The sequence below is a fragment of the Pseudomonas sp. Y3 TE3536 genome (genome assembly GCF_053629175.1).
In genome coordinates, this window is record NZ_JBRJHU010000001.1 from 750,793 (window position 1) to 776,387 (window position 25,595).

A 25,595-nucleotide genomic window follows, 5' to 3' on the forward strand; every position below is an offset into this window, starting at 1 on the left:
GCTTCATGCGCTGGTTGTTTGCCCTTTTCTGCCTTTGCGTTACCTCGGTGTCCCAGGCTGCCTTCACCGAGACCATCATTCGCAAGCCGCAGCCACCGGCGCCTGCGCAGTCGCAATCGCAGGCCGCCATGCAGCCGCTCATCGACAAGGTGCTGGTGATCAAGTCCGAGCGCCGCCTGCAACTGATCAGCCGTGGTGAGCCACTGAAGACCTACCGGATTTCCCTGGGCAAGCAGCCCAAGGGCGCCAAGGAACGCGAAGGCGACAAGAAGACCCCCGAGGGCCTCTACTGGTTGGACTGGCGCAAACAGAGCGACCGTTTCAACCTGGCCATGCACATCAACTACCCGAACATCAGCGACGCCGCCCGCGCCACCCGTGAAGGCGTAAGCGCCGGCAGCATGATCATGATCCATGGCACGCCGATCAACGACGAATACCCGGAGTGGTACTTCCATACCCTGGACTGGACGGACGGTTGCATTGCCATGCGTAACCGCGACATGCAGGAAGTCTGGGAACTGGTCAAGGACGGGACATTGATCGAGATCCGCCCCTGACAGGGCGCTTGTAGCGACTTGTAATCAATGCTTGGAACTTGGTGTCAAGCTGTATGTGCTACGATCGGCATACCCAGAGGGACTCACTGTGAACAAGCAATTGCAATCAAAAGCACGCCTCCCAATTGCCGGCAGGAAAGGCGTCATCGCCTTGCACAGCAAGAGTGGCATGGTCACAGCTTATCGCAATGCGGGTGCAGTAGTTGAGGAGCATGCGACAAAAAGCCTGAGCGTCCGCGTATTGAGCTCAGGCACATCTCGCGGGCGTACCAGCCGTGCACCACACTTGTCCGACATGGAAAAAGAACTGGCCGAACTCAAAAAGGTGGTTGCTGCCCTGGCTGTTCGCTCTGTAATCGAAGATGAGGTTTTGAACTTCGATCAGGAAGGCATGACTGTTCTGGACGCCGACATCGCCGATCAGTTGCTCGATAACCCTCCAGAGCCCAATGAAGCGCTTCGCAACTTACTTGCCTTGCGCTAAGGCCTTGCGATGGAATTCATCACCATAGCGTTCGATAAGACGATTGATCGAACTTCGTTCGACTGCTCTACCCACCCCGCTCTGAATACCTACATAGCCCAGCAAGCCGGCCAGGACGAAAAGCGCAATGTCTCGCGCACCTTCATGTACCTGGAGGACGGGATGCTGCTTGGCTACTACACCCTTGCGAATACTTCAGTAGTGCTCGATGAGCTGAGCGAAGAACAGGCGAGGAAGATGCCTCGGTACCCCATGCCGGCAGCCATGCTGAGTCGCCTGGCTGTTGATCAGCGCATGCAGCGAAAGGGGCTTGGACAGCGGCTGATGGCCGACTTTTTCCGTCGTATCTACACGGTTTCAAAGCACTCGGGGGTGGCCTTCATCGTTGTGGACGCAAAAGATGAGCAGGCAGCCAAGTACTATCGGGAGCTGATGTTCATCCCCTCGAAACACAACCCACTCCGCCTGCTGCTGTCGACTGCGACAATCATTCAAGGCCTGCGACCCCAAGAGCAGCTTAAAAACTAACGCTCGCTGCACGGGACTGGCTCAATGGCTGCACTTCCATGCTTCCTACATACCCCTCATCGTGTAGGAGCTTTCGCACCTTCGACCGCGAACCCGCCTGACATCCGCTTAGGCGGCGTACTGCATCCAAGCGAATCACTTAATTCTTAGCATCCACGCAGACGAATACGAAATCCGTACGTCATCTGCGGGGTGCTTCAATGCCGTACCGAATACGCATCATTGCCAGCAGCCTGCTTGCCTGCTGGCTGGCCAGCCCTGTGTCATCGGCCGACGACCTGGCCAGCCAGCAGTTGCGCGACCAGCAGCAAACGTTGCGCCAGCTGGAACAGCAACAACGGCTCAAGCGCTGGCAGCGTGCCCCCGCCCCGCCAGGCGATGACGAAAACCAGGCCATACAGGCGGCCGACAGCCACTGCTGGGCCGTGACAGGCGTTCGTCTGGCAGGCCATCGGCAGGTGCCGGGCACGGCACTGGAAGCGACCGTGCGGCCCTTCATGCAGCCTTGCATGGGCATCGTCGACATCAACCTGCTGCTCAAGGCCATCACCCAGCGCTATGTGCAGGCGGGCTACCCCACCAGCCGCCCTTACCTGAGCCAGCCACCCGAGGATGGCGCGCCGCTGGACATCCTCATCAGCGAAGGCTTCGTCGAGTCGATCGAACTTGGTGCCGACCTGCCGCTTTCCTTGCGTGGCGCTTTTCCTGACGTGCTGGGGCAGCCGCTGTACCTACCGGCGCTGGAGCAAGGGCTCGACCAACTCAACCGCCTGCGTGCCTATGAACTGAGTGTCGACTTGCTGCCCGGCGCCCTGCAGGGCGGCACCCGAGTAGTGGTTCAGCCCCACAAGACCGCCTCGCGCTGGCACCTGGACAGCCGCCTGGACAACCGTGGCAGCGAACTGACCGGCCGCCATCGCCTGAACCTCGGCATTGGCCTGGACAGCCCGCTTGGCCTGAACGACGACCTGCGCCTGTCGTTGGCCAGGACCGTCATCGATGCGCCGGGGCGAAGCAACGGTGTCACGGCGTACTACAGCATTCCGTACGGCCCGTGGACCTTCGCCGCCAGCGCCAGCCAATTGAGCTACCGCGCGCCCATACCCCAAGGGCGCCAGACCAGCAGTGGCAACAGCCGCTTTCTGGGGCTCAGCGCCGAGCGGGTGCTATGGCGCAACCAGCAGGGCATGCTCAGCGCCAGCGCCCGGCTGGACCGCAAGCAGCTCACCAACCGCACCGGCGGCAAGGCCGTGAGCCTGCAGAGCCCCACCCTGACCACGGTGGAAGCCGGCATCAACCTGCTGTGGCTCGAAGGCGGCCTGTGGCACGGCTACCTCGGGTTCGCCCAAGGGGTGGGCTGGTTTGGCGCGGACGCTTCAGCGCCCAGTGCGCTGGGCCCACGCCCAGACTTTCGCAAGTACCGCGGCACGCTGCTGCACCTGCGCCAAGGCCCGGCGCAGCGGCCCTGGCGCTGGCAGAGCGAACTGGGCCTGCAGTACAGCCGCGACCGGCTGCCGGCCGTCGAGCAACTGCTGGCCAGCGATGATTCCGCTGTGCGCGGGTTCCGCCTGCGCACTTACTCCGGCGCCAGCAGTGCCGTCTGGCGTAACACCTTCAGTTATCCGCTGACGCCGGCCTGGGCCGGACCGGCGCAGCTGCGGCCCTATGCCGGCCTCGATCAGGGCTGGACCCGGCTGGCTCGCGACAGCCCCGTTCAACGCCTGGCAGGCGCGGCAGCCGGCATCGAATTGAGCTTGCCCGACAGCCGCGTGCGCCTCGACTACCAGCGCGCCTTGTACACCAGTGACCTGCCCCGCGCGCTTCTGGAGCCGGGCTTCTGGGTGCTGGAGTGGAACCTGAGCATCTGATTCACCCCACAAAAAAAGAGAACGAGACCATGCAAACGCGCTCGCAGTTGACGTCTACCCGCCCGGATACCTTGCGTTGGGCCATCTTCCTCGCCCTGCTCGGCTCCAGCAGCGTGCTGGCCCAAGGCGGCCTTGAAGCCGCTACCGGCCCAGGTGGCACCCCGGTCATCAACAATGGCCATGGTGTGCCAGTCATCGACATTGTCGCCCCCAACGCCGGCGGCCTGTCACACAACCAGTTCCTCGACTACAACGTCGGCAACCCCGGCGTGGTGCTGAACAACGCCACCCAGGCCGGCCAATCGCAACTGGCCGGTGCCCTGGCCGCCAACCCGCAGTTCCAGGGCCAGGCGGCTTCGACCATTCTCAATGAAGTGATCAGCCGCAACGCCTCGCTGATCGAGGGGCCGCAGGAAATCTTCGGCCGCCCCGCCGATTACATCCTGGCCAACCCCAATGGCATCACCCTCAACGGGGGCAGCTTCATCAACACCACGCGCGCGGGCTTCGTGGTCGGCACCCCAGAATTCGAAGACCAGCAACTCAAGTACCTCGACACCCTCAATGCCAGCGGCGCCCTGCAGGTACTGCCCGGTGGCCAGAGCAACAGCACCGGCGCGCTTGACCTGATCGCGCCGCAGGTAGACAGCAAAGGGCTGCTCATGGCCGGCAGTGAACTGAACGTCACGGTGGGCCGCAACCGCATCGACCAGGCCAGCGGCCAGGTGGTCGAGCACTTGCCCGGCACAGCGGCCAGTATCGACGCCAGCCTGTTCGGGGCCATGCGCGCCGGGCGCATCCGCGTGGTGAGCACCGCCGAAGGCGCGGGCGTGCGCATGGGGCCCGTTCAGGCACATGCCACCGACGGTATCGACATCCAGTCAGCCGGTGGCCTGCACATCAGCGGCAAGGCCGACACCCGCGCCGAACTGCACAGCGAACGGGGCGCCCTGGCCCTCAGCGCCGCCGACGACCTGACCCTGCGCGCCGTCGATGGCCAGGCACAACAGGTGGTAGTCACGGCCGGGCAGAAGCTCACCCTGGACGCTGACAGCCTGGAAAACACCCAGCACGATCGCGAAAACTGGAACAAGAAGTTCCTCTTCATCACCCGCGAAACCTACAACCGCGAGCGCACCACCCGCGACCGTCAACAGCAGGGCACGCAGTTGCGCGGCCATGACAACGTTCGGCTGCAATCGGGTGCCGATATGCGCCTGTTGGCCGCCGACGTGAGTACAGGGGGTGAGTTGAACGTCAACAGTGCCGGCAACCTGGACATCGTGGCGGGCATCGACAGCAAACACATCACCGAACAGGTGCGCCACCGCAAGGACCTGTGGCGCGGCGACAGCGATACCGAGCAAACCCGCGAAACAGCCCGGGGCAGCACGTTGAATGCCGGGCGCCTGACCCTCACGGCAGCCGACGCCCTCAAGGTTGAAGGCAGCACGCTGCATGCGAACAGCGACATGCAACTCAAGGCCCGGCACATCGAGGTCGGGACCACGGCCTTGCAGGAAAGCGGCACCCAACGCAATTACCGCGGCGACCTGGTCTCCGGCACCTTCTTTGGTGACCGCAAAGGCAATGACACCCAAGCGCAGGTCGTGGCTGGCAGCAGTGTGACGACGGACGGCAAGCTGAACATGACGGCCGACCAGGTCACCATCAAAGGCAGTAAGGTGCATGGCAAGGAAGACTCGGTGCTCTACAGCGAAAACGGCCTACTGGCGATCGAAGCCGACCGCGGCAGCAGCACCTCTACCGATCACCAGAGCGACAGCAAACTGTTCGGCCTGATCGGCAGCGACCGCAAGCACACCACACGCAAGGACCAGGTACTGGTCAGCGACGTCTCGTCCAGCAGCAACCTGCGCCTGGCCAGCGCCGACGAACTGCGTATCCACGGGGCAAAGGTCGAAGCAGGCAAACACTTGCAGGTAGAAGCCAAAGGCGACCTGGTGATCGACAGCGCGCAGTCGCGCAACGAAACCGACACCCGGCACCAGCAGCGTGGCCTAAGTGTCGGCGCCAAGCAGACTGAAGAGGCGCAGGATGGCAAGCCGGACTCGCGTCAGTACGAGGCCAGCCTGGGCTATCAGGTCGCTACCACGACCGGCACGACGCAGGAAACATCACAGGTCTCCAGCGAACTCAAGGGCGCCTCGGTAGGCCTGCAAAGCGACGCCCACTTGCAGGTCAATGGCTCCAAGGTCCAGGCCAGCGCCGGTGACCTGAACGTGACCGCCAAGCACATCGCCCTGGGTGCAACCCGCAATGAGCGCGAGTCCATCAGCAAAAACAGCCAGAGCGGAGGCAGCGTTAAAGTGACGGGGGGTATCGACCGGTTGGGCAGCGCCTTCGCAGGCCATCACAACACCCAGACTCAGCTCGAACGCGACAGCACGGTACAAGGCAGCGAATTGAAAGCCAGCGCCGGGGTGAAGCTGGAGGCCGAGCATTTGCTCACCGAAGCCGCACGCGTCGATGCCGGCCAGCAACTGAAGGTCACTGCCAAGCACATCGAGAACCGTGCAGCGCAAGAAACCCATGAGCGTGAAAGCGTCACAGACAACTGGGCCGGTAGCCTGGGTGCCAGCGTGGAATACCGTGACCTCACCCGCCCCATCGAACGCCTGGTGCTCGGTGAGGAGGCCGCGCGCTTTCAGCAAGCCTCGCCCGAAGACGCGATGGTGGCCCCGAGCGTCGGCGCCGACATGACCGTGGACCATCTCAAACGCCTGGAGAACCAACGCCGCAGCTTGGCCCAGGTGAGTGAGCTGACCGGTGCAACGGTCGAGGTCAAGGCCGGTGTCATTGATGACCAGGGCACCGCGTGGAAGGCCAACGCCGGGAGACTGTTGATCGACGCCTCGCAGCACACCCTGCGGGCAGCCGAGAGCACTCAGGTAGATACCGTGCAGCGCATGGCCTATGGCGGCGATGCCCGCGTGGACACCAGCAGCGGCAACGACCTCAATGTTCGCGCCGCCGGCAAGGGCGGCTCGCTGGGCAAACAGGACACCGCCAGTACCGCCGTGCCCGGAAGCCTCTATGGGCAACAGGGCATCCAGGTACAGCTGGGCAGCGACGGCCTGTACGAAGGCACGCGCATCGACGGTGGCGAAGGCAACGTGGCCATGCGCAGTGGGGGCACCTTGTCGTTGTCCCAAGCCAATGACCGTAATACCCAGGCAGCAGGCCAGCTTGACGGCAATGCCTGGGCCAAGGTCGGCAATCGCCCCGGCAGCACTGGCGTCGACGCCCGCGGCTACCTTGATCACCACCAGCAAGACAGCGCGCAGACCAAGGCCCAGGTTGCGCAGATCGATGCCAAGGGAAATGTTCATCTGAGCAGTGATGGCGACCTGAAGCTGGAGGGGACGCGTATCGGCAGCCGTGACGCCAAGGTCGGGGATACCCTGCTGGAAAGTGGTGGCCGCTTGCAGGTCACCGCAGGCAGCGATACCCAGCAGGCCAAGGGCAGCAACCTGGGCGGCGGCCTGGAGCTTGCGGTCAAGACCGGCGCAACGAAAGGGGGCGGCATCGGCGGGCACTTCAACCACGGCAAGCAGAACGAAGATGCCAGCCAGGCTGTCGATGCCCGCTTCGACAGCGCCGGCACACTGACGCTGAGCAGCCGTGCCCGCGAGGACATCGCCTTGCACCTGCAAGGGCTGCACGCCTCAGCCGAACAGATCGTGCTCAACGCCGCCGGGGGCGGCATGCGGGTGGAAGCATCCAGCAACCGGGAGCAACGCGACAACCTCGACATCACCGCGGGGGCCGGTTTCAACATGGCCAAGGGGGATACCGATACCCGTGGCCTGCATGGCCGCGCACAGGTCGCCCTGGACAAACGTGACAACCAGACCTGGAACGCCAGCCAGCTGCGCGCTGAGGGTATCCAGTTGCACAGCCTTGGCGACACACGCATCGAAGGTGCCAGCCTGGAAGCAGGGCGTATTACCGGTGAGGTTGGCGGCGATCTGCGCATTGCCAGCCGCAAGGACAGCGTCGATAGCCTGACTGTGAAAGCTGACGCACGCCTGAGCCAGGAAAAGAACCCGCAAGGCTACACCAACGCTGCCACCGCGCTGGCAGGGCCGCTGGGTAGCAAGGTCGGCGAAAAGGCCGGCCCAGCCTTGAGCAAGGCCGAACCTGGTTTCTCACCGACCTTGCGCCTGGACCTGTCCCATCAACAGCGCGACACCGTGGCCAGGCAGACCACGCTCAAGGGCAGCGAAGGCATCGCGCTGAAGGTTGCGGGCGACGCTCACTTGGTCGGCGCGCGGTTGCAGTCGGCCAAGGGTGATGTCGAGCTGAGCGCCAATGCGATTAGCCAAGAGACCCTGAGTGGCAGCGACTATCGCCGCGATGTGTCGATTGACGTGTCCAACTCGCCGGTGGACCTGGGCACAGCAGTGGCTGAGTTCACCAAGGGCAAGGGCGCGGCTGACGGCGAGAATGCGCTTGATCTTGGGGTATTGCGTACCAGCGGGCATAACCGCAGCGAGCAATGGGTATCGAGTACCCAGGGCAAGGCGGACTGACCCCTCGCCCACCGCAGGTCCGGGTGGTTACCAACGGACCTGCCGCTGCCCTGCCGTTGCCTCCGGCCCCAGCTACTGCACACCCCGGTAGGAGCAGCCTTGTGCTGCGAAGAGGCCCGTGGCAGCAGCGAAGATTTAGTGTGTTGTCACCGGCCTCTTCGCAGCACGAGGCTGCTCCTACAGGGGCGGCGTTTCACCGCAGATTCGGGGTGGTTACCAACGGCCCCGCCGCTGCCCTGCCGTTGCCTCCGGCCCCAGCCACTGCGCCCACCGGTAGGAGCAGCCTTGTGCTGCGAAGAGGCCCTTAGCAGCAGCGAAGATTTAGTGTGTTGTCACCGGCCTCTTCGCAGCACAAGGCTGCTCCTACAGGGGGGTGCGTTCCACCGCAGATTCGGGTGGTTACCAACGGACCCGCCGCTGCCCTGCCGTTTCCTCCAGGCCCAGCCACTGCGCCCACCGGTAGGAGCAGCCTTGTGCTGCGAAGAGGCCCGTGGCAGCAGCGAAGATTTAGTGTGTTGTCACCGGCCTCTTCGCAGCACGAGGTGCTCCTACAGGGGGGTGCGTTTCACCGCAGATTCGGGTGGTTACCAACGGCCCCGCCGCTGCCCTGTCGTTTCCTCCAGGCCCAGCCACTGCGCGCACCGGTAGGAGCAGCCTTGTGCTGCGAAGAGGCCCGTGGCAGCAGCGAAGATTTAGTGTGTTGTCACCGGCCTCTTCGCAGCACGAGGCTGCTCCTACAGGGGGTGCGCTTGGCCGCAGATTCGGGGTGGTTACCAACGGACGCGCCGCTGCCCTGTCGTTGCCTCCGGCCCCAGCCACTGCGCGCCGCGCAGCAGCGGGGTCAGGGCAGCATCGGGTTGCAGCGCGATGGCGATCTGGGCCTGTCGCCCCCGCACATCGGCGTCCACGTCGAGCTGATGCTGCCCTGGCTGCAGCAACTGCCCCAACAGGTGCCAACCCCCGCGGCACTGCACCTCGACCCGGCCCTGCCCCAACCCCAGCGACCAGGGCTCACTCAGCGCCAAGTCCGTAACCGTGAGGCGCCCATCGCTGGCCAGGCATTGCCGCCACGCCCCCTGTACACGCACCGAACCCTGCCACTGCCCGGCCAGGCGATACGCCGCCGGTACCGTCACCTGTGCCGCTGCCGGGCGTACGTCCCCCTCCCAGCGCCAGGGCCAACCGTGGACCTGCACGTGCCACGCCTGCCCTTGAAACCCCAGCGCGCCCTGCCCTTGCAAACGCCAAGGCTGTAAGGCCCATTGCAACGGCCCGAACGGGCCGATCTGCCGCGCCTGCCCCTGCCACAGGCTGCCGCTCACACCTGCGGCCGGTACCCCGAAACCACGCACCAGCCAGCTGGCGGGCAACTGCACCAGTAAGGTCACACTGACCACCAGCAGCAACCACGCCACTGCGCCCCGGCTCATGGCCGAAGTACCAGGTCGAAGCGCATGCCCTGGGTGTCTTGCTCCAGCCCCCACTGCAAGGGCTGTGCGCCTTCGGCCTGCAGCGCACGTACCCAACCCAGCAAGGCCTGCTCATCGCCCACCTGACCGCGCAGGTGCCAGGCCTCGCCCTGCGTGACCACCTCCAGTAATTCGATCTGCCGCGCCTGAGCCGACTGGCGCAGACGCTCCAGGTTCAGCGTCGCACCGCCCTGCAAACCTACTGCCATTTGCGCCAGCGCCTGCCATTGGCTCAGCGCGCGCCATTGCGCCACGCCTTCACGTAGCAGCAGCACGCTCGACAGCAGCGCGATGAGGCACACGGCCAGCGGCAAACGGTGACGCTGCATCCACGCCGTGCTCATGCCGCCACCTCCAAGTCGAACACCACGGTTGGCGATGACTCGCCGCCACTGACCTGCACCTGAGCGCCCACCGCACTGGCCATCTCGCGCCAAGGAGGTGTGGCGCCCTCGCCCTCCAGCCGCACATGCCAGCGCTGCCCATCAAAGCGCACCGCTTGCAGGCGCCAGCCGGGATGCTCACTCAGCCAGGCGTGCAAGCGCCCTTGTAAATCGTCGAGCTGACGCAGGCGCACTTGCTGCTGCAAGCCGGCCTCACGCAGGCGCTTGAGCGCCTGCGCCGCCTGCCTGGGGCCCGCCTGCTCACCCGTCACGGCAATCACCTGGGCTTGCCAGAGCTGGGCCTGGCGCCATTGCTGGGCCGCCCACACGCCGCCCCAGGTGCACGCCAACAGCAGGCAGGCAGCCATGAGCTGGCACTGCTGCCGCGTCGGCCCCGCCAACGTGCGACGCCGCCGCTGCTCGAACAGGCCAGGCAAGCTGTCGAGCGCTGCCAATGCTGTAGGCCACTGGCCTTCTAGAAGTAGCCTGCGTAACTGCGGCCAGGGTTCGACCAGCACCTCGCCCATGGCTTCAGGCCAGGCCAGCCAATGCTCGCCAGCGTCTTCGCTCAGCCCCTTGAGCAGGCTGACCCCGTCTTGCTTGCGCCACCACCAGGCGGCCCCCGCCTCGGGTGCCGGCAGCAACTGGAATTCGGCCCAGCAACGCTCGGCCATCAGCCCCCACTCAGCGCATTGCCCGCGCCAATCGTCCAGGCGCTCGCGCGCCACCGCCAGTAACCGAACTTGCCCGGCCTCGCGCCCCAAATACCCGCACACCACCTCATCCGCGCCTTGCAGCAAGCGATCTTCAAGCAGCAATGGCCATTCTTCCCGTTTGAGCCCTGGCGGTGCGGGCAACTGGAAATGGCTGCAGTGCTCGGCCGGCACGATCAACGCCACCCGTGCCTGCAGGTTCGCCGGCGGTTCGCCCTGCCCCTGGCGTAGCGCGACACCGCTCTCGACCAGTAACCAGTCCCAAGGGTTGCCAGGACGCACCAACAGCCAAGGTCGAGCCGGTGAGCGTCGACGCCAGTCAAGGTTCATGAGCGCCCCCAGGGAAGGACGAAGGTGCAGGCATACGGTGCTCCATCACGTTGCAATTCCAGGCGCACGCCACGGCCGGGGTGCGCGGGTTGGTCGGAAGGCCAGGGCAGCCAGCGGCCACCCTGGTGGTAAAGGATGTTCATCGCGCTCACCCGCCCTAGCTGTTCACGCAGCACCCAGCGCGGCGCCGAGGCGGCATACAGGTCCGCCGAGGTTTCCAGCAGCAGGCGTTGCTCACGCGCCTCGAAGCGCAGACGCTGGCGCTGCAGACGCGACCCGCCTTCGGCTTCGGGCAGGCCTGTCGCCGCCACCCACAGCAGTTGGCCGCTCGCCGCTTGCCAGTCGAACCAACGGCTGGGCAAGGGCAATCGCTGGTCATACACCCGGCGCAGGGCCGGGCTGTCGAAGCGCCGCTCCAGGGCCAGGCAGAAATCCAGCACCGACGCCTCCTGGCTGCTCACCTGCAACCGCTCACGCACCTTCAGCCAGCCATTGACCAACGCTGCCAGCATGACGCCGAGCAGCGCGGTGAGGGCCAGGGCCACCATCAGTTCGATCAGGGTCAGGCCTGCCTGCTGCCGCTTCATGGGCGCTCCAGAAACACACTGTATTGGCCAAGCGGCAGCCGCTGATCGCGGTCGCCGAACAGCAGCAGTTCACCCCTGCGCAGGTCACGCACGCCGGTGCGGCGCAGTTTCAGCTGCCAATGGCACACCTGGCCGCCTTGGCTCAGCTGCCCATCCACCTGATTGTGGGCCGGCCAGTACTGCTCGACGGTGAAACGGGCTTGCAGTTCGCGGGCGCAGAGCAGGCCAAGGCGGTGCTGTTGCAAGTTGTCCTGCACCGCCAGGCGCTGGCGCAGGACCTGGCTGGTGATGACCGCCAACACGGCGGCAATCGCCAGGGCCACGGTCACTTCCAGCAGGGTAAAACCACGCTGTTGGCGCTTCATGGCAGCGCCGCCGTCTGCAGGCGGCCGTCTCGGCTCCAGGCCCATTGCTGGCTGCCCTCGGCCCAGCGCCAGCGCACCGAACCCGGTTGCGCCCAACCTTGCGGGGTGAACAGCAGGCGCGGCTGCGGGCTGGCTGGCCAGTCGGGCTGCAAGCCCTTGGGCCACTCGCCCAGGCTGACCGGTTCGACGACCCAGCCATCGCGTTCACGCCGCACGAACTCCGGGCGCTGGCCGGTCCAGCGCAGCCCGCGTAACTGGCCGGCATGCCGTGCCTCGGCGGCCTGCACGTGAACCTGTGCAGCCAGCCGCTGCAAGGCCTGATCGACGCTGGCCTTGCCGCTGTCGAGCGACGCCACGGCGAGCCCGGTCATCAGGCCGGCGATGGCCAGTACCACCAGCAGTTCGATCAGGCTGAAGCCGTGTTGATGGGCTTTTGGGGGCGCTTTGCGCCCCTTTCGCGACACAAGGCCGCTCCTACACGCACAGCGCCGGCCTGTAGGAGCGGCCTTGTGTCGCGAGAGGGCTGCAAAGCAGCCCCATGCGGCATTGGATTCATCGCGCATCGGTTACAGCGCCCAGTTACCCAAGTCGGCATCCTGACCCTCACCGCCCGGCACACCATCGGCGCCCAGCGAGTAAACATCCACCCGGCCATGCTCACCCGGCATGCGGTACTGGTAAGGAGTACCCCACGGATCTTCCGGCAAGCGGCGCACATAACCATCGCTGCGCCACGAACGCGGCAGCGGCTCCTGGGCCGGTTTTTTCACCAGCGCAGCCAGGCCTTGTTCATTGCTCGGGAACCGCAGGTTATCCAGCCGATACATGTCCAGTGCCTGTTCGAGGGTGGCAAGGTCGGCCATCACCTTCTGCCGCATGGCTTTGTCTTGGTTGCCCAGCACGCTGGGAGCGACCACGGCGATCAGCAGGCCGATGATGAAGATCACCACCATGATCTCCATGAGGGTGAAACCACGCTGACGGTTACGACGATGCTGCATGGAAGTACTCCTTGTGTTCACAGTTGCAGGCCCTGGTTGAGTTGCATGATCGGCAGCAGCACCGCCAGCACGATGAACAGCACCACGGCGCCCATCACCAGGATCATCAGGGGTTCGAAAAGCGCCATGGCGGTGTCCACCTGGCGGGCGAAGCCGCGTTCCTGGTCGTCGGCGACGCGTTCGAGCATGTCAGCCAACGTGCCGCTGGCCTCGCCGCTGCCGACCATGTTCACCAGCAACGGCGGAAACTGTTGGCAGGCATCCAGCGCACGGTGCAGGCTGGTGCCGCCCTGCACCTGCTGGCGCACCTGTTCCATGGCCTGGCGAATGCGCCGGTTGGCGACCGTCTCGGTGGCCACCTGCAACGCTTCGAGCAGGGCTACGCCACTGCCGCTGAGAATCGCCAGGCTGCGCGCCAGGCGTGCGCTTTCCAGCACCTGCAGCAGGCTGCCGATACGTGGCAGGCGCAACAGCCATGCGTCTCGGCGCAGGCACCAATGCGGCTTGCGCAGCAGCCAGTTGGCGAGCAGCGCCCCTGCCAGCGCCAACCCCAGCAGCCACGGCCCGGCGTGCACCAGCCCTTGGCTCAGGCCGATCAGCACGGCGGTAATCAACGGCAGGCTCTGCCCGGCGTGGGCGAACTGTTCGGTGAGCTTGGGCACTACGAAAGTCATCAGGCCGACCACCACCGCCAGCGACACGCCCATCAGCACACAGGGGTAGATCAAGGCAGTACGCGCTTTGTGCTGTTGCCGTTGCACCTGCTCCAGGTGATCGGCCAGGCGCGTGAGCACCTGGGCCAGCCGCCCGGAGCGCTCACCGGCCTCGACCAGCGCACAGTACAGGCCACTGAACGGCGCCCCCTGGCGGGCCAGGCTACGCGCCAGCCCCAGGCCCTCGGCGAGCGAGCCGCGCAAGGCGACCAACACGCTGTGCAAGGCCGGCTGGCGTAATTGCCGTTCGAGTGTGGCCAAGGCATCGACCAAGGGTATGCCCGCGCCAGTCAACGTCGCTAACTGGCGGGTCAATTCGCACAGCTGTGCACGGCTCAAGCGCTGGCGGCGGGGTTGCCGGGTACCTGCCTCATGGCGTTGCAATTGGCGGGCGAACAGGCCCTGCTCACGCAACAGTTGCCGTGCATGGCGCTCGCTGTCGGCCTGCAGGCTGGCCTTGTGGGCTTTGCCGGCCAGGTCGACGGCTTGATAGCGATAAGTCGGCATGGCTCAGCCCTGCACCGCGCGCAGCACTTCGGCCAGGCTGGTTTCGCCCCGCGCCAGGCAATCACTGGCCATGGCCACCAGGCTGCGTCGACGATCGGCCAAGTAGTCCTGCATGGCTTGCTCACTGGCGCCGTCGTACAGCAGCGCGATCAGGCCGGCGTCCAGTTCGATGAATTCGTACAGGCCCAGGCGCCCGACATAACCGCTGCCCTGGCACAGCTCACACCCCACTGCGTGGTAACTGCTGCCCAATGCACACAGTTCAGGCCACAGGTCACGCTCGGCCGCTTGCAGCGGCTGCGCCACCGCGCACTGGCACAGCCGCCGCACCAGGCGCTGTGCCAACACACCGCGCAGGCACGAGGCGATCAGGAACGGTTCGATGCCCATGTCACGCAAACGGGTCACCGCGCCCACCGCACTGTTGGTGTGCAGGGTCGACAGCACCAAGTGGCCGGTGAGGCTGGCCTGCACGGCTATCTGCGCGGTTTCCTGGTCGCGGATCTCACCCAGCATGATCACATCCGGGTCCTGGCGCAGGATGGCCCGCAGGCCCGTGGCGAATGTCAGCCCGGCGCGGGGGTTGATCGCGGTCTGGCCGATGCCGGCGATGGCGTACTCCACCGGGTCTTCGACGGTGAGGATGTTGCGGCTGCCATCGTTGAGGCTGTTGAGGCTGGCGTACAGCGTGGTGGTCTTGCCCGAGCCGGTCGGGCCGGTGGACAGCACGATGCCATTGGGCCGCGCCAGGCAACTGCGCAGGCCATCGAGCACCGCTGCCGGCATGCCCAGGTTGTCCAGCGCCAGCAGGCTGGCCTGCTTGTCGAGCACACGCATCACCACGCGCTCGCCATGGATGCCGGGCAAGGTCGACACCCGCACATCGACCTCGCGCCCCGCTGCACGCAAGGTGATGCGGCCGTCCTGGGGCTGGCGTTTCTCGGCGATGTCCAGCCGCGCCATGACTTTGATCCGCGACACCAGCATCGCCGACAGCGCCCGCGGCGGGCGCAGCACCTCGCGCAGGTGGCCGTCGACCCGCAGGCGCACCACCAGGCTCTGCTCGAAGGTCTCGATATGAATGTCCGAGGCACGCAGGCGCAAGGCCTGGCCGAACAGGCCATTGATCAGGCGGATGACCGGCGCCTCGTCATCGCTTTCGAGCAAGTCTTCGATGCGCGGCATCTCGCTCATCAGGCTGTCGAGGTCTACCTGGTCGCCAATGCCTTCGATCAGCGCTTCGGTGGCCGCATCGCCGCCCTGATAAAGCTGGCCCAATTGCTCGTCGAATGCCGCAGGCTCCAGGTAGGCCAGCGCGCTGGGCTGGCCATGCACGCGCAGCAGCTCCTGCAACTGGTCACTGTCGGCGTCGCGGCGCAGCCACAATTGCCAGCCGCTGTCGGTCGGGGTCATGGCCAGGCCGGCCTGGCGTGCCAGGCGATAGGGCAGCATCACCAGTCACCCCCTTCCAGGCGCGCTCGGCTGGCGGGGAACACCTGCAGCAGTGGCGTACCACCTTCTGCGCCCGCAAGGTTTGGCAGCTGAAGCGGGGTGGTCTGCTGCAAGGTGCGGTACTTGTTCTCGCTGAGCCCGGCCAGGCTCGGCCCGTCGCGCAGGATGCGCGGGCGGATGAAGACCATCAGGTTCTGCTTGGTGTTCTTGCTGGCGTCGGAGCGGAACAGCCGACCCAGGTAAGGAATGTCCCCGAGCAGCGGCACCCGCTGATTGCTGGTGCTCAACTCGTCGCTGATCAGCCCGCCCAGAATCACCAGGCCGTTGTCTTCGACCATGACCTTGGTCTTGATCTCGCGCTTGTTGGTGATCACATCGCTGGCGGCGCTGGAATCGGCAATCGACGAGACCTCCTGGACGATGTCCAGGCGCACGCTGTTGTCGACGTTGATCTGCGGCTTGATCCGCAGCTTGACCCCGACTTCCTTGCGCTCGATGGTCTGGTAAGGGTTGGCGTTGTTCTGTGTCACGGAGCCGGTGACGAAGGGCACTTCCTGGCCGACCAGGATCGACGCCTCGGCATTGTCCAGGGTCAGCAGGGTCGGGGTGGAGAGCAGGTTGAAACCGCTCTTGCCCTTGAGCGCATTGACCAGCATGGCAAAGTTGAAACCGCCCCCAAAATGGCCGATGCCCGCCGTGGCACCCGTGGTGGCCGACAGCAGTTTGCCCAGTGCCTCACTGTCTTCGCTGGCCGCAGCCCCCGCAATGTTGGCGATGTTCACCCCGTTGCTGCCGAAGTTGACGATACCGGCACCGAACTTCTCGTCAGCGAACAACCACTGCACGCCCAGCTCTTGCGCACTGCTGTCGGAGACCTCGGCGATGATCGCCTCGACCACCACCTGGGCGCGGCGGATGTCCAGTTGCTCGACGATGGCGCGGTAGGCGGCCAGTTCGCTGTCGGGGCCGACCATGACCACGGCATTGGTGCCCTCTTCGTACTCCAGGCGGATGCCCGAGCTACTGGCAGCGGCCGTCACCGGCGGCTCTTTGCTATCCCCTTCGCCTGTGCTTTGCGCCGGTGCCATGCCTTCCTGGCTGAGCCCGCGCAATACCTTCACCACTTCACTGGCATTGGCGTGGCGCAGGTACATGACTTGGGTGCTGGCGCTGCCCACTGCTTCGCTGGGGCGGTCGAGCTGGCGCAGCAGGCTGGCGATGCGTTCGAGGTTGCTGCGCCAGTCGGTAACCACCAACTGGTGCGCGGCCGGGTAAGGGGTGATCACCCCTACCCGTGGGTCGACCAGGGGTTTGAGGATGCCAACCACTTGCTCGGTGGCAGCGTTGCGTAAATCGAATACCCGCGTGGCCACGCTGTCGCTGCCCGCGCCCTGCTGCCCGGCAGGCTCCACCGGCACCGGCTCCAGGCGCGCCGCCTGGTCGGGGACGATCTTCACGCTGCCATTGGGCAGGTCGACGGTGGCGTAACCCTGGGCGCGCAGCTGCGCCAGGAAGATGTCATAGATGGCATCGGCGTCGTGCAGGTCAACGGTGCGCACGGTGACCTTGCCCTTTACCCGGGGGTCGACGATGAACGTGGTGCCGGTGATGCGCGACACGCTGTCGATGAACTCGCCCAGTTCGGTGTCGACGAAGTTCACTTCGTACATCGGCGTGCCGTTGTCATCGAACACCGGCTCCTCGGCACTGACCTGGGGTAAGGCCACGGCCAGGGCCAGGCTCAGCGCAGCCGCCACGCAGTATTTAACAGGCATCGTTCATCCTTGCCGCTTGAAGCCGGTCACGGCGGGGCGTGGCGGCCAGGGCAGGCGTTCGCGCCGCCCCTGGTTGTTGAAAATCAGGCCATCGGTGTCGATGTCCTGCAGCACGATCCCTGGCGCCAGGCGCTGGCCGCGGGCCAGTGTGCGCACCTGCTGGCCGTAGCGCAGCACCACCACGCTGGCCGACAACGGCTGGGCCTTGAGGCCACCCAGGTAGTGCAGTGGCAAACGGGTGATGACGATCGCGCCGTCATCGACCGGCGCCTGCCAATGGCCGACCATCAACCCAGGCAACTGGGCTGCAGCTGCCTGGGCGGGGCTGGCCGGTTGTGGCTGGCGGCCCAGTTGCAGCACGCACTGCGCCGCCAGCCAACCGGCCAACGTCAGGCAGCCACCGGTGAGCAGCCGCGCGCCAAGGCTCACGAAGCCAACTGCCGTGGATGCCAGCCCGGGTGCCCCTGCACATAGCGCACCTCGGGCACCTGCAGCGGCGCCAGTTGCCAGTCGGCGCCTTGCCGCGTCAGCCAGGCTTCTACCCGCTGCCAAAGTGGCTCGCCGGCCTGCGACGCGAACTGCAGCCCAAAGGTGCGGCACAGCCCCTGGACCGGTTCCAGGCCGGTGATGCGCTTGCCTTGCGGGCTGTAGCTGACACCCCAGGCCTGGCCTTGCCAGCGCGGCAGGTCTTGGCTGTTGTCCAGCAGCAGCGGGTCGCCGAACAACTGTTCCGCGGCATTTTCCAGCACTTGCTCCACCTGCCTGGCCGGGGCCTCGACCACCGGGGCCGGGTAGCCGCCGGTCAGGCTGATCAGGTGCTCGCGGGTGATCGCTGCACCTGAGGCCAATGGGCAGTCATAACGCAGGCCCGGCAGCAGCACAGGCAAATTGTTGTCATCGGCCAGGGCCTGGTGCAGCAGGCGGTCCCAGCTGCCGCCGCGGGTGTCACGCCGCCACAAGGCCTGGGGTGCCTTGGCCAGCGGTTGATCGAGCCACGCCGCGTGGCCGGCGCGCTGTTGGTTCAGTTGTGCCTGAAATTGCCCGGCGCGTACCTGCGCAGCCGGGGAAAGCTGCTGTTCGAACGCTGGGAAGAAACGCCCCTCGAACTGCCATTGCCCGGCCACCTGTTGGCAACGCAGGCGAAACGCCCCGCTGCCCCGGCACCCGGCAAACAGCACAGGTACGCGGCGGCCGTTGGCCTGGGTGGCCTGCACGGGCGTCGGCCACAGGTCCTGGCCACGCGCACAGAGCAACACGTCGATTGCCGGCAGCCGTTCAGCCAGCCACAGCCCAGGCCCGGTGCCGACATCGGCCATGGCCACGACCAGGTCGGCTTCGCGCCGGGCCTGCTCGAATACCGGCAGCAAAGACTGGTACCACTGTTTGAGGGAGGCTTTCTGGTCTTGGGCGTAAGGGTCGGTCACGCCGACCACGGCAATGCGCGCACCGCCCCGTTCGAACAGGTGCAGTGCTTCAAGCCCCAGGGTTTCGCGTTGTTCGTCGGCCAGCCCCGCGCCCAGCGTAATGGCAGCAGCCTGCCGGTAAAGCGCCGTGCTGCGCTGCGGCCAGAGCACACGCTCGTCACTGCTGACGCGTGCGTCGCTGCCCAGCAATTGGCTGCCCTGCACGCCGCTTTCACCTTGGGTCAGGTAGGCCAGGCCGCTGCCGTTCCAGCCTTGGCCGTTTTCCAGGGTCAGGCTGTTGCCGGCCCCGGCCTCGCCACGCAACTGCTCCAGCAATGCGGCCAGCACGGCGTAGCCACCGAGGTTGGCGTGCGCGGCCTGGCTGGCATCCAGCAAGGCGGCCAAGTGCGGGAAGGCGATGCTGGCACTGGCACCGGTCATCCACGGCGCACGCCCCAGGTGGCTGACCGGCCCCAGGCGCGTTGCCGGGACAACGGCCAAGCCAGGCTGGCGGGCATCGAGGGTGTCGGCGACATACAGCAAATCCAGGTTGGCATTGCCACCACGTTGGCCTGGCAAGGCGGAACAGGCGCCGAGCAAGGGTGCCAAGGCACCGACGCCCATCCAGCTGATCACTTCGCGCCTGTTCACACTGCTTACCATCGAGCCCGCCATCCTTAACCAAGTTCACGTTGGGCTCCGGATGTTGCGGCGTTCGCATGACAGTTTGATGGCAGAAATCAGACAGCAATTCCGAATTGATCTGTCAGGGCCAAACGTAAGAACGAGTAGTTTTAAGCGCGCGTTCATATTTCTGCCAAGGAATCATCATACTTGCGCTCTAAAGTCGCGGTTTCCTCTAACTCAGCCAACATAAGGACACCCTGATGAGTCGAGATACCGGCGACAACCTGGACCGGAACCACAGCGGCAATCTGCCGATGGCCAGCGTCATGGACGCCTACCTGAGCCGCCGCAGCATCATGCGCGGCAGCCTGGGCGCCGCCATCGCCATGATCGCCGGGACCGGCCTGACAGGCTGCTTCGACGGTGATGGCGGTTCCGATCACGATGATCCTGTCACCGAACCACCGGTGACCGAGCCACCGGTAACCGAACCGGAAGTCCCGAAACTGGCACTGGGCTTCCAGTCCATCCCAGGCTCGCGCACCGATGCCTGTGTCGTCGCGGCAGGCTACAGCGCCTATGTGCTGGCGCCGTGGGGCACACCGCTGAACAGCAATGGCAACCCCTGGAAGTCCGATGGCAGCAACACCTCGACCGACCAGGCCAATGCCATGGGCATGCACCATGACGGCATGCACTTCTTCCCGATCAATGGCAGCTCCGAAGACGGCTTGCTGGCCATCAACTTCGAATACATCGACGCGGCAGCCCTGCACCCCGCCGGCCCGACCACTGACGTCAACGGCAAGCGCCCGGCCGAAGAAATCCGCAAAGAGATCAACGCCCACGGCGCCGGCGTGGTACGCCTGCAGAAAGTCAGCGGGCGCTGGCAGGTGGTCGACAACGACCCGCTGAACCGCCGCTTCACCACCGCCTCGCGCATGGAGATCACCGGCCCGCTGCGCGGCACCGACCACGTCAAGACCAAGTACTCCACGGGCGGCACCCACTGCCGCGGCACCAACAACAACTGCGGCAACGGCTACACCCCGTGGGGCACCTACCTGACTTGCGAAGAGAACTGGCCGGGCATCTTCGTCAACAAAGGCACACGCCCTGAAGACCAGCGCCGTATCGGCGTAGGCACCTCCAGCGGCCAGTACAAATGGGAAAGCGCCGCCGGTGACAGCACCGAGGTGAATGACGAATTCGCCCGTTTCGACGTAACGGTCAAAGGCGCCAGCGCCAGCGACGACTACCGCAACGAAGCCAGCACCTATGGCTACATCGTCGAGATCGACCCGTACAACAACGCCACCCTAGCCACCAAGCGCACCGCGCTGGGCCGCTTCCGCCACGAAGGGTGCTGCCCAGGCCTGCCGGTGGCCGGCAAGCCGTTGGTCTGGTACATGGGCGACGACTCGAACAACGAGTACCTGTACAAGTTCGTCTCCACGGCCGTGTGGGACGCCGCTGACGCCAGCCCGGCCGACCGCCTGGCCACCGGTGCCAAGTACATGGACCAAGGCAAGCTCTATGTGGCCCGCTTCAATGCCGACGGCACCGGCGTGTGGCTGTTGCTCGACGTCGCCACCCCCACCACCGCCGGCAGCACCCTTGGCGCGCTGTACGGTGACCTGCCGGGCATCATCCTCAACACCCGGGGTGCTGGCGATGCCGTGGGCGCGACCCCGATGGACCGCCCAGAATGGACCACGGTCAACCCGCTCAATGGCGATGTCTACCTGACCCTGACCAACAACAGCGCGCGTACGCCAGAGAAAGTCGACGCGGCCAACCCGCGTGGCCCAAACCGCCACGGCCACATCATTCGCTGGCACGACAGCGACGACCAGTTGAGCTTCAGCTGGGACATCTTCGTGTTTGGCGCCAATGCCGCCGGGACCGCCGACATCAACCGCTCTGGCCTGACCGAACTGAACCAGTTCGCCAGCCCTGACGGCATGAGCTTCGATAGCCGTGGCGTGTTGTGGTTCGAGACCGACAACGGTGAAACAACGCTGACCGACTACACCAATGACCAGCTGCTGGCGGTAATCCCCACTGACCTGGTAGATGCCACGGGCAAGCAGGTGCCGGTCAACGCGCAGAACCAGGTGGACTTGCGGCGCTTCTTTGTCGGGCCGAACGGTTGCGAGGTGACGGGCATTGCCTTCAGCCCGGACAACAAGTCGATGTTCGTCAACATCCAGCACCCGGAGAACTGGCCGTATACCGACAAGGCGACCGATGCTACCCCGGCTGGGGCCACGGTAAGGCCGCGGGCTTCGACGGTGGTGATTCAGCGTGATGATGGCGGGGAGATCGGGACGGTCTGATCGAAAGGCTTTTCCTAGACTCAGTTGAGCCAGGCAGGTAACTCGGTGGATGCTTATTCCGTTTCGAGTTACCTGCGTAGGCCAAAAAGCGTCTGGACCCAATACCTGGTAATTCTGTCAGTAGACCGAGAGAGGGAAATGCCCGAATCTTCGGACATCCCATACTTCATGGCAGGTTCATCATGCAGTCTCATGGCCCTCTGTCACGTACTCATAAACTGTTTTATCAGAACGGCGCACTCTCGACCGAGACAGGCCCCTGCACAACGCGCTACTTTGCCAGTGAGGCAGGCGTCGTGGCGCAGTGCACGCCAGGCGCTAGCACCTCGCTTTACAGGGTTGATCAACTCATGACTGTGCTGGGGACCACCGACGGGCCTCATCAACAGCGCTTCACTGTTTACGGTTTTCCTGCCCTAGCCAGTTTCAACACACCACTAGGCTTTACCGGGCAACGATTTAATGCAATCTCGGGATGTTACCCACTGGGCCATGGTCATCGTTGGTTCAATCCAAGGGTGATGCGGTTCGGCCAATCTGACTCGTTATCACCTTTCGGTAAAGGCGGCGTTAATAGCTATGCATACTGCCAAAATGACCCTGTCAATAGGCTGGATCCCAACGGACGATTCTGGCACTTGATGCGTCGTGCAGGGAACTGGTTTCTGCAAAATATTTACCCCGCGTCTGGAGCATCACCAACTGTAAGGCCTTTACTAGACGATATCGATGGTGCCGGCCCCACGCCTCCAATCTCTGAAACGGTAATAAATAGGGTGCACCCGAACTTATATGAAACCTTAGCAAACCGCATCTCTGGTTTCAGACATATGACAGAGACTGTTGACCGCAAAATTATAAATGTGCACGCCACTTATCATTGGGGCATTAACGTTATCGCCGAGTGGCCCCCAGTAACTGTTGCGAGCCTAACAGTGCTCGCTGGTATCGGCCTCCATGCTTTTGCGGGAAGTCAAACTTTTGCTATAGGGGCGGGCCCACGCTCTGTGGTGACAATTGACTTAGCCAGCACGCCTGACCCCCTGGGAGCTTCGAGGATTGCAATGAGGATTGCCAGAGGTGAGTTATAAGATTTTAAACCGTCTTCTCAAGGATGTTCCGCTTACCAAATCATCGGCTCCCGACTACGCACCCGCACCTGCTGCGCCGGCACCCGCGCATGCCACTGCACCACCCCTAGCGCCTCGACCTGAAACGCGCTGCGCATCACCCGCCCCTCTTCCTCGAACGACAGCTGCAACAGAAAATGCCCACTGTTGAGCAGCAACCCTTCGCTCAACCGTTCGAACGTCTCGTCATCCACCGCCCCCAACGCCTTGCGCAGCGCAGCGGCATCCACATACCCCGACGCCGGCCGGCCACTGATGATGCGGCTGAGCAGCGCGCGTGGGTAGCGCCCCTCGTACAACGCTTCGAGCATGGGCAGATGCTCCAGGCCCAAGGCATTGGCGTTCAAACGCCAGCCAGTGGTTTGCGGCAAAGCGCACAGCATTGGGTAGCGGCCCTGGCGCGTGGCATCTGGCTCCAGCAGCAAGTTCAGCTCGCTGGTGTCGAGCATCGGTTGGTTGGCCGCCAGGCGCGCTGGTTGCTGGCGCAGGTATTGGGCACTTTCAGCCCCTTGCAGGCGAGTATCGCTGTCATTGTCCAGCCAATCGGCCAGGGCATCGACCAGGCGTTCTGCCGCCATGTCGTCGCCCAGCAAGCGGCGCAACTGGCGCTCGGCGCGCTCACCGTCGGCACCGAGCAATGCGTTGACGTTGAAGCACGTGTGCTGGTCGCGCACCCGCAGTTGCGCCTGGCCTGCGCCAAAATCGTAGTTCAGCGGTTGCCCGCGCAAGGCCTGCCAGAACAACGGGGTCAGCCGCCAGGCCGGGTCGCGCAGCGCCTGCTCAGCATAGGCCAAGCCGGCCTGTTCCATGGCCCTGACCTGCACCCGCTGGTGCAACAAGCGCACTTCATCAACCTGGCGCCGGCCATCTTCCACCAGCCAGGCCATACCGGCGGCGAGCATCGCCAACACCAGCATCACCATCAGCAGGGCCGCGCCGTGCTGTCGTTTACCACCCATCTGCACCCGCCTCTCATGGCCAGTAAAAGCGCCAGTCAACACGCCGGTTGTTGCAGGTAGATGGCAAGGGTGCGTTCCGTCATGTTCACGTCATCTGCACGAGGCAGGATTGCCCTTCCTTTTCATGGCCTTACAGGAGTAGTCGCAATGGGTGGCATTGGAATCTGGCAACTGGTGATCGTACTGATGATCGTATTCCTGCTGTTTGGCACCAAGCGCCTCAAGGGCCTGGGCAGCGATGTAGGCGAGGCGATCCAGGGGTTTCGCAAGTCCATGGGCGGTGACAACGACGTCACCCCGCCCGGCACCGCCCAGGTGCAGCAACAGGCGCCGTTGACCGGCCAGGCAACGCCCCAGCCGCAAGCGGACCGTCAGGCCTGATGTTCGAGGTAGGCTTCAGCGAGTTGCTGCTGGTCGGCATCGTCGCACTGCTGGTGCTGGGCCCCGAGCGGCTGCCGGTTGCGGCACGCACGCTTGGGCGTGGCCTGGGCCAGGCGCGCAGGGCCATGCAGGGCCTGCGCGCACAGATGGAGCGCGAGATCGAGTTGCCCAACTTCGACAGCGCGCCCCTGCAGCGCCTGGAACAGGAAATGCGCCAGGGCATCAGCCTTGCCGCACCACCGGCCAATGACCCTGCAACCGTCGCTGCACCCAGGGAGAATGCCTCATGAGCCTTGCCATGGACCCTGCGCCAGGCATGCCGCTGACCGAGCACCTGCGCGAACTGCGCAAGCGCCTGGTGCGTTGCCTGGGGCTGGTCGCGTTGGTGTTCGCCGGCCTGTTCCCCTTCGCCCAGACCCTCTACACACTGATCTCGGAGCCACTGCGCCGCTTCCTGCCAGAGGGCGCCAGCATGATCGCGACCAGTGTCACCTCACCGTTTCTGACCCCCTTCAAGCTGACCGCGATGTGCGCGCTGTTCGTCGCCATGCCGCTGTTGTTGCACCAGGCCTGGGGGTTTCTGGCGCCGGGGCTGTACCGCCGGGAACGGCGCATTGCCCTGCCGCTGCTGGTGTCGAGCATTCTGCTGTTCTATGCCGGCATGGCGTTCGCGTTCTTTCTGGTGTTCCCGATGATGTTCGGCTTTTTCGCCAGCGTCACGCCCGATGGGGTGGCGATGATGACCGACATCAGCCAGTACCTGGACTTCATCATGGCGCTGTTCCTGGCATTCGGGCTGGCGTTCGAGATCCCGGTGGCGACGTTCATCGTGGTCTGGGTGGGGTTGGCGGATGTGGCGACACTGCGCCGTAGCCGGCCCTACGTGATCGTCGGGTGCTTTGTGGTGGGGATGATTCTGACGCCGCCGGACGTGTTTTCGCAGACGATGCTGGCGGTGCCGATGTGGGTGCTGTTCGAGGTGGGGTTGTTGGCGTGTAGCGGGTTGAAACGGCCTGAGCCTGGCAATGAAGTTGTGGCGGGATTGTAGGGCCTCTTCGCGGGCAAGCCCGCTCCCACAGGGATATCACAAGCTTCAGTACCGGTGATATCCCTGTGGGAGCGGGCTTGCCCGCGAAAAGCCTTGATGCGCTCTAGAAGTCGGCCAGTGGCCAGACTTCATAGGCAGGCGTCTCGTACGGGTGGCTCTGCTTGAGCGCGGCAACGACCTGAGCGATCAGGTCGTCAGCCACCACCAGCTCTACCTTCCATTCCTCGACCACCTCGACCTGGCCGGTTTGCCCGAGAAACGGCTGGCTGCCGTCCAACGGGCGAAACTGGCCTTGGCCCAGGGTTTGCCAGGCGCAGTGGTCATAGTCACCGATTCGCCCGCCACCGGCGGCGAATACGGCAGCCTTGACCACCTCGACATGGCTGGCCGGGACGAAGAAGGCGAGCTTGTACACGC

24 protein-coding genes are annotated in these 25,595 nt (G+C 64.7%); 10 read left to right on the plus strand and 14 right to left on the minus strand.

The features are described from left to right. Positions 1–5: 5 nt before the first annotated feature. The 5 genes from AB7M33_RS03380 (at position 6) to AB7M33_RS03400 (ending at position 7,996) form a co-directional block, all read left to right on the plus strand. Positions 6–560 (plus strand): L,D-transpeptidase family protein, encoded by a 555-nt coding sequence (locus tag AB7M33_RS03380; RefSeq protein ID WP_099428455.1) that lies wholly within the window; start codon positions 6–8, stop codon positions 558–560. 88 nt (positions 561–648) lie between these two features. Beyond that, on the plus strand, positions 649–1,044 hold the full coding sequence (locus AB7M33_RS03385) for a hypothetical protein (RefSeq protein ID WP_186675827.1): 396 nt from the start codon (positions 649–651) through the stop codon (positions 1,042–1,044). 9 nt (positions 1,045–1,053) lie between these two features. Then, positions 1,054–1,572 carry a GNAT family N-acetyltransferase gene (locus tag AB7M33_RS03390; RefSeq protein WP_454242417.1) on the plus strand — a complete coding sequence of 173 codons (519 nt, stop codon included), beginning with the start codon at positions 1,054–1,056 and terminating at the stop codon, positions 1,570–1,572. Between the two features lie 200 nt (positions 1,573–1,772). Beyond that, positions 1,773–3,440 (plus strand): ShlB/FhaC/HecB family hemolysin secretion/activation protein, encoded by a 1,668-nt coding sequence (locus AB7M33_RS03395; protein ID WP_454242418.1) that lies wholly within the window; start codon positions 1,773–1,775, stop codon positions 3,438–3,440. Between the two features lie 29 nt (positions 3,441–3,469). Continuing rightward, entirely contained in the window at positions 3,470–7,996 is a 4,527-nt protein-coding gene (locus AB7M33_RS03400) for a hemagglutinin repeat-containing protein (protein ID WP_454242419.1), read from the plus strand. Positions 7,997–8,766: 770 nt separating this feature from the next. Here AB7M33_RS03400 and gspN read toward each other — a convergent pair. The 12 genes from gspN to AB7M33_RS03460 all read right to left on the minus strand — a co-directional run bounded on the left by gspN (position 8,767) and on the right by AB7M33_RS03460 (position 19,357). Continuing rightward, entirely contained in the window at positions 8,767–9,426 is a 660-nt protein-coding gene (gene gspN / locus AB7M33_RS03405) for a type II secretion system protein N (protein ID WP_454242420.1), read from the minus strand. Continuing rightward, the gene (gene gspM, locus AB7M33_RS03410; RefSeq protein WP_265969746.1) at positions 9,423–9,809 is read right to left on the minus strand and encodes a type II secretion system protein GspM; all 387 of its coding nucleotides are present in this window, start codon (positions 9,807–9,809) and stop codon (positions 9,423–9,425) included. Before gspM ends, gspN begins: the two co-directional genes overlap by 4 nt. Continuing rightward, positions 9,806–10,891, minus strand: coding sequence for a type II secretion system protein GspL (gspL, locus tag AB7M33_RS03415; RefSeq protein ID WP_454242421.1), 1,086 nt, complete (start codon positions 10,889–10,891; stop codon positions 9,806–9,808). The genes gspM and gspL overlap by 4 nt, the downstream gene beginning before the upstream one ends. Next, entirely contained in the window at positions 10,888–11,478 is a 591-nt protein-coding gene (locus AB7M33_RS03420) for a PulJ/GspJ family protein (protein ID WP_265969748.1), read from the minus strand. Before AB7M33_RS03420 ends, gspL begins: the two co-directional genes overlap by 4 nt. Further along, positions 11,475–11,843, minus strand: coding sequence for a type II secretion system protein GspI (locus AB7M33_RS03425; RefSeq protein ID WP_265969749.1), 369 nt, complete (start codon positions 11,841–11,843; stop codon positions 11,475–11,477). Before AB7M33_RS03425 ends, AB7M33_RS03420 begins: the two co-directional genes overlap by 4 nt. Further along, the gene (gene gspH, locus AB7M33_RS03430) at positions 11,840–12,307 is read right to left on the minus strand and encodes a type II secretion system minor pseudopilin GspH (protein ID WP_265969750.1); all 468 of its coding nucleotides are present in this window, start codon (positions 12,305–12,307) and stop codon (positions 11,840–11,842) included. The genes AB7M33_RS03425 and gspH overlap by 4 nt, the downstream gene beginning before the upstream one ends. 102 nt (positions 12,308–12,409) lie before the next feature. Continuing rightward, on the minus strand, positions 12,410–12,844 hold the full coding sequence (gspG, locus tag AB7M33_RS03435; RefSeq protein WP_027595700.1) for a type II secretion system major pseudopilin GspG: 435 nt from the start codon (positions 12,842–12,844) through the stop codon (positions 12,410–12,412). 17 nt (positions 12,845–12,861) lie between these two features. After that, a complete protein-coding gene (gene gspF / locus AB7M33_RS03440) occupies positions 12,862–14,064 on the minus strand; it encodes a type II secretion system inner membrane protein GspF (RefSeq protein WP_274884242.1) in 1,203 nt (400 codons plus the stop codon). A 3-nt stretch (positions 14,065–14,067) separates the two neighbouring features. Next, entirely contained in the window at positions 14,068–15,516 is a 1,449-nt protein-coding gene (locus tag AB7M33_RS03445; protein ID WP_027595698.1) for a GspE/PulE family protein, read from the minus strand. Next, entirely contained in the window at positions 15,516–17,291 is a 1,776-nt protein-coding gene (gene gspD / locus AB7M33_RS03450) for a type II secretion system secretin GspD (RefSeq protein ID WP_454242422.1), read from the minus strand. Before gspD ends, AB7M33_RS03445 begins: the two co-directional genes overlap by 1 nt. Before the next feature lie 3 nt (positions 17,292–17,294). Beyond that, positions 17,295–17,720, minus strand: a complete 426-nt coding sequence (locus AB7M33_RS03455) for a pilus assembly protein PilZ (RefSeq protein WP_186675786.1) — start codon at positions 17,718–17,720, stop codon at positions 17,295–17,297. Continuing rightward, positions 17,717–19,357 carry a lipoprotein UxpA gene (locus AB7M33_RS03460; RefSeq protein WP_454242423.1) on the minus strand — a complete coding sequence of 547 codons (1,641 nt, stop codon included), beginning with the start codon at positions 19,355–19,357 and terminating at the stop codon, positions 17,717–17,719. The genes AB7M33_RS03455 and AB7M33_RS03460 overlap by 4 nt, the downstream gene beginning before the upstream one ends. 224 nt (positions 19,358–19,581) lie before the next feature. Between AB7M33_RS03460 and AB7M33_RS03465 the strand changes: the two genes are divergently transcribed. Together AB7M33_RS03465 and AB7M33_RS03470 are read left to right on the plus strand one after the other, a co-directional pair. Beyond that, on the plus strand, positions 19,582–21,660 hold the full coding sequence (locus tag AB7M33_RS03465) for a PhoX family protein (protein WP_454242424.1): 2,079 nt from the start codon (positions 19,582–19,584) through the stop codon (positions 21,658–21,660). A 350-nt stretch (positions 21,661–22,010) separates the two neighbouring features. After that, a complete protein-coding gene (locus AB7M33_RS03470) occupies positions 22,011–22,751 on the plus strand; it encodes an RHS repeat-associated core domain-containing protein (RefSeq protein WP_265969754.1) in 741 nt (246 codons plus the stop codon). Positions 22,752–22,783: 32 nt separating this feature from the next. On the opposite strand, the gene gspK is transcribed toward AB7M33_RS03470, so the two are convergent. After that, positions 22,784–23,749, minus strand: a complete 966-nt coding sequence (gene gspK / locus AB7M33_RS03475) for a type II secretion system minor pseudopilin GspK (protein WP_454242425.1) — start codon at positions 23,747–23,749, stop codon at positions 22,784–22,786. Between the two features lie 147 nt (positions 23,750–23,896). Between gspK and tatA the strand changes: the two genes are divergently transcribed. From tatA to tatC, 3 genes are read left to right on the plus strand one after another with little or no spacing between them, the layout of a single operon-like run. Beyond that, positions 23,897–24,130, plus strand: coding sequence for a twin-arginine translocase TatA/TatE family subunit (gene tatA, locus AB7M33_RS03480; protein ID WP_099428441.1), 234 nt, complete (start codon positions 23,897–23,899; stop codon positions 24,128–24,130). Then, positions 24,130–24,420: a Sec-independent protein translocase protein TatB gene (gene tatB, locus AB7M33_RS03485; RefSeq protein ID WP_186675777.1), complete on the plus strand. Its 291-nt coding sequence runs from the start codon at positions 24,130–24,132 to the stop codon at positions 24,418–24,420. Before tatA ends, tatB begins: the two co-directional genes overlap by 1 nt. After that, positions 24,417–25,178: a twin-arginine translocase subunit TatC gene (tatC, locus tag AB7M33_RS03490; protein ID WP_454242426.1), complete on the plus strand. Its 762-nt coding sequence runs from the start codon at positions 24,417–24,419 to the stop codon at positions 25,176–25,178. The genes tatB and tatC overlap by 4 nt, the downstream gene beginning before the upstream one ends. Before the next feature lie 103 nt (positions 25,179–25,281). Here tatC and AB7M33_RS03495 read toward each other — a convergent pair whose 3' ends face one another. Next, positions 25,282–25,593, minus strand: a complete 312-nt coding sequence (locus tag AB7M33_RS03495; RefSeq protein ID WP_027595689.1) for an NGG1p interacting factor 3 protein, NIF3 — start codon at positions 25,591–25,593, stop codon at positions 25,282–25,284. Positions 25,594–25,595: the final 2 nt, after the last annotated feature.

What these genes read in the sequence shown, in the direction of transcription:
- AB7M33_RS03460 (WP_454242423.1), bottom strand. Translation starts at nt 19,357, where the DNA reads ATGGTAAGCAGTGTGAACAGGCGCGAAGTGATCAGCTGGATGGGCGTC.
- tatC (WP_454242426.1), top strand. Translation starts at nt 24,417, where the DNA reads ATGAGCCTTGCCATGGACCCTGCGCCAGGCATGCCGCTGACCGAGCAC.
- AB7M33_RS03445 (WP_027595698.1), bottom strand. Translation starts at nt 15,516, where the DNA reads ATGCTGCCCTATCGCCTGGCACGCCAGGCCGGCCTGGCCATGACCCCG.
- gspN (WP_454242420.1), bottom strand. Translation starts at nt 9,426, where the DNA reads ATGAGCCGGGGCGCAGTGGCGTGGTTGCTGCTGGTGGTCAGTGTGACC.
- AB7M33_RS03425 (WP_265969749.1), bottom strand. Translation starts at nt 11,843, where the DNA reads ATGAAGCGCCAACAGCGTGGTTTTACCCTGCTGGAAGTGACCGTGGCC.
- tatB (WP_186675777.1), top strand. Translation starts at nt 24,130, where the DNA reads ATGTTCGAGGTAGGCTTCAGCGAGTTGCTGCTGGTCGGCATCGTCGCA.
- gspM (WP_265969746.1), bottom strand. Translation starts at nt 9,809, where the DNA reads ATGAGCACGGCGTGGATGCAGCGTCACCGTTTGCCGCTGGCCGTGTGC.
- tatA (WP_099428441.1), top strand. Translation starts at nt 23,897, where the DNA reads ATGGGTGGCATTGGAATCTGGCAACTGGTGATCGTACTGATGATCGTA.
- gspG (WP_027595700.1), bottom strand. Translation starts at nt 12,844, where the DNA reads ATGCAGCATCGTCGTAACCGTCAGCGTGGTTTCACCCTCATGGAGATC.
- AB7M33_RS03470 (WP_265969754.1), top strand. Translation starts at nt 22,011, where the DNA reads ATGACTGTGCTGGGGACCACCGACGGGCCTCATCAACAGCGCTTCACT.
- gspD (WP_454242422.1), bottom strand. Translation starts at nt 17,291, where the DNA reads ATGCCTGTTAAATACTGCGTGGCGGCTGCGCTGAGCCTGGCCCTGGCC.
- AB7M33_RS03380 (WP_099428455.1), top strand. Translation starts at nt 6, where the DNA reads ATGCGCTGGTTGTTTGCCCTTTTCTGCCTTTGCGTTACCTCGGTGTCC.
- gspK (WP_454242425.1), bottom strand. Translation starts at nt 23,749, where the DNA reads ATGGGTGGTAAACGACAGCACGGCGCGGCCCTGCTGATGGTGATGCTG.
- AB7M33_RS03390 (WP_454242417.1), top strand. Translation starts at nt 1,054, where the DNA reads ATGGAATTCATCACCATAGCGTTCGATAAGACGATTGATCGAACTTCG.
- AB7M33_RS03395 (WP_454242418.1), top strand. Translation starts at nt 1,773, where the DNA reads ATGCCGTACCGAATACGCATCATTGCCAGCAGCCTGCTTGCCTGCTGG.
- AB7M33_RS03420 (WP_265969748.1), bottom strand. Translation starts at nt 11,478, where the DNA reads ATGAAGCGGCAGCAGGCAGGCCTGACCCTGATCGAACTGATGGTGGCC.
- AB7M33_RS03465 (WP_454242424.1), top strand. Translation starts at nt 19,582, where the DNA reads ATGAGTCGAGATACCGGCGACAACCTGGACCGGAACCACAGCGGCAAT.
- AB7M33_RS03400 (WP_454242419.1), top strand. Translation starts at nt 3,470, where the DNA reads ATGCAAACGCGCTCGCAGTTGACGTCTACCCGCCCGGATACCTTGCGT.
- gspF (WP_274884242.1), bottom strand. Translation starts at nt 14,064, where the DNA reads ATGCCGACTTATCGCTATCAAGCCGTCGACCTGGCCGGCAAAGCCCAC.
- gspL (WP_454242421.1), bottom strand. Translation starts at nt 10,891, where the DNA reads ATGAACCTTGACTGGCGTCGACGCTCACCGGCTCGACCTTGGCTGTTG.